Source organism: Elstera sp. (genome assembly GCF_044372965.1).
In the GTDB taxonomy this organism is placed as follows: Bacteria; Pseudomonadota; Alphaproteobacteria; order Elsterales; family Elsteraceae; genus Elstera.
Genome location: NZ_JBILQX010000295.1, coordinates 1 through 2,703, shown reverse-complemented (window position 1 = coordinate 2,703; position 2,703 = coordinate 1). Strand labels below are relative to the sequence as shown.

At 64.7% G+C, this 2,703-nt stretch carries 3 protein-coding genes; all 3 read left to right on the top strand.

Annotated features, from left to right (window positions below):
* Positions 1-698 (top strand): baseplate J/gp47 family protein (locus ACIQ36_RS19835; protein WP_395832578.1); only part of this gene is annotated, 698 nt, incomplete at its 5' end.
* Between the two features lie 4 nt (positions 699-702).
* Positions 703-1,398: a putative phage tail protein gene (locus tag ACIQ36_RS19830; protein ID WP_395832576.1), complete on the top strand. Its 696-nt coding sequence runs from the start codon at positions 703-705 to the stop codon at positions 1,396-1,398.
* A 117-nt stretch (positions 1,399-1,515) separates the two neighbouring features.
* On the top strand, positions 1,516-2,703 hold a 1,188-nt coding region (locus ACIQ36_RS19825; RefSeq protein WP_395832574.1), incomplete at its 3' end, for a peptidase G2 autoproteolytic cleavage domain-containing protein.

Below are 2,703 nucleotides of genomic sequence, written 5' to 3'. Positions count from 1 at the left end.
GCTCCGGTGGGACGGGGACGGTTTCGGTGGAAGCGCTCACCCTGGGCGCGGCGGGCAATGCTCAGCCGGGCACGGAACTTCGCTTCGTCTCGCCGGTCGCAGGCGTTGCCGCAGCGGGAACGGTCGGGGCCTTGGGCCTCGGCGGCGGCGCGGAGATCGAGAGCGATGAGAGCTTGCGGGCGCGGCTGCGGGCGCGGGTTCAGCGCGCGCCCCACGGCGGCGCGGCCCATGATTATATCGCCTGGGCCTTGGAAGTACCGGGCGTCACCCGCGCCTGGGTGCGGGTGATCCCGCCCTGTCAGGTGCGCGTGCTGTTCACCATGGACGAGAGCTACCCGAACGGCATTCCCTTGCCGCAGGATGTGGCCAACGTCCAAGCCCATATCGAGGCGCGCCGCCCGGTGACGGCCATGGTGATCGTCAAAGCCCCCAATCCGGTGCCGGTGGATTTTGTCATTCAATCCCTGGTGCCGGAGAGCAATGCGGCAATCCCCGATGTGCGCGCCGCCATTATCGCCGAACTGAAGGACATGATCCTGCGCGATGGCGCGCCCGGCCTGCCGCTGCTGGTCAGCCACGTCCGCGAGGCGATTTCGATTGCGGCGGGCGAGTGGGACCATGTGCCGCTGAGCCCGGCGGCGAATGTGATGATCGGGCCGGAACAACTGCCGGTCTTCGGCGCTGTGACCTGGGTTTAAGCCGATGGCGGTTCTCACCCCCTCGGCTTTCTGCCGCTGCCTCATCAAACGCTGGACCGACCCCAACCCGATCCTCAAACCCGTCTGCGGCCTCGGCCTCGACGATTATTTGCATCTGCTGCTGCAGCTTCTCCCCCGCGGCGAGGTCTGGCCGCGTGATCCTGAGAGCGTGCAGGTGAAGCTGATGGAAGCCATCGCGGCGACCTTGGCCCTGCCCAGCACGCCCGGCAGTATCACGCTCGAAGAGCGCGTCTGCCGCCTGCTCGATGAACTCGACCCGCGCGCGCTGGTCGAACTCTTGGGCCGCTGGGAGCGCTGGCTTGGCCTGCCGGATGTTTGCATGCCCAAGGTGACGGGGCTGGATGCGCGCCGTCAACGCATCGTCGCCACCGAGAATGCTGTGGGCGGCGCAAGCCCCAGTTACTTCATCGATCTCGCCGCCCTCCTGGGCTTCGACGTGCAGATCGAAGAGCCGTTTCCCTTGGGCGCGGGGTGCTTGCGGTCGGGGCATCGCGCCGGGTGCTGCTGCGCCTGGGTAGTGCATATCCGCTGCGTCGAACTGGAGGACGGTGTGAGCCTCGCCGAAGCGCAAGCCATGCTCGAATGCCTGTTCCAGCGCCTCAAGCCCGCCCATACCTCGGTCTTCTTCCGGTATGGGTCGAGCTTTTGCCAGAACCGCGACCCGGATCGCTGTTTTTAGAGGTTTTATTTTAGCCCTCAGGTGCCGGGCGCGGTTCTCCGAACCGCTTGGCTCCCGCCGCATAAGCGGCGCGGCGCAGTCGCGCCGTAGTTTTCAACGGACATTTAGGAGTTTTCCATGGATCGCCTCCGCGATGCCGACACGACGCTCGTCGTGCCGAACCCTCTCGACATTCCCCCGCCCGGCTCGCTTAACGATAAGCCGGGCTTTTTTATCGACTGCGATTTGGAAGCCGGGTTTCTCGGCACCCCCTTTCGCGCTTTTTGGGCCAATATGATTACGGAATGTATCCGCAACGCCATTCTGAAGGCGGGGATTACGCCGGAGTATACTGACTGGCACCAATTGGGCCTCGCGATTGAGAAAATCGCCGATCAGATTGCCCGCACGCTAATCAATATTCTCGTGCCGCCGATGATCAAAACCGCCGTCGATGCCATCGAGTTCGTGCAGGACGGCGGCAATGTGACCGGCACGATCAAGGGGGGCAAATTCACCCTGAACGCCCCGGTACCGCCGCCGCCGACCGGCGGGGGCGATGGCCCCGCGATTCCCGATGGGGTGGTTGCTATCGGCTCGGGCACCAGTATCCGCCCGGCGCAAGCAGGTACGTCGGCGGCAACCTGGAACGGCAAGCAACTCGGCGTCAACGATGGCTCGATTGGTGCCAATGGCGGCGACGGGCTGTTCGTCGTGTATGGCGGGACCGGCAACTTGAGCTTTCAGACCGTCTTTGAAAGCAGCGGACCCCAGGCGGGGGCTGCCGGAAAATTCTTCATCCGCTGCGCTAATCTTGTGCCTGCCCCTGGCGACGGCGGCGATCTCGCTTTTAGCGTCGATATGCTTGGCAACGTCGCCGCTAAAAACACCAGCATCACGGGCGCCGACTATGCCGAATGGTTCGAGACCCTGGACGGCCAACCGATTGAACCGGGGGTATCCGTCGTGCTCGACGGCGGCAAGGTACGGGCGGCGACCGAGGCCGATGATCCGCAAGAGATTATTGGGGTCACGCGCCCCGCTGGGGCTCCCGGCGTTATCGGCAATGCTGCCGAATACACCTGGGCTGGCCTCTACGTCAGCGATGCCTTCGGTCAATCGATCCTTGAGGAAGCCCACCTTGAAGAAACCGATCCCGAGACCGGGGCCGTCACGCTCGTTCCCGTCCTGACGCCGAAACGCAACTCGGCTTACGACCCCGCGCGTCCCTATATTCCGCGTTCCCAGCGTCCCGAATGGGTGCTCGTCGGCCTGCTGGGTCAGGTTCCCATGCTGACCGGCCAGCCGCGCGGCGACCGCTGGCGC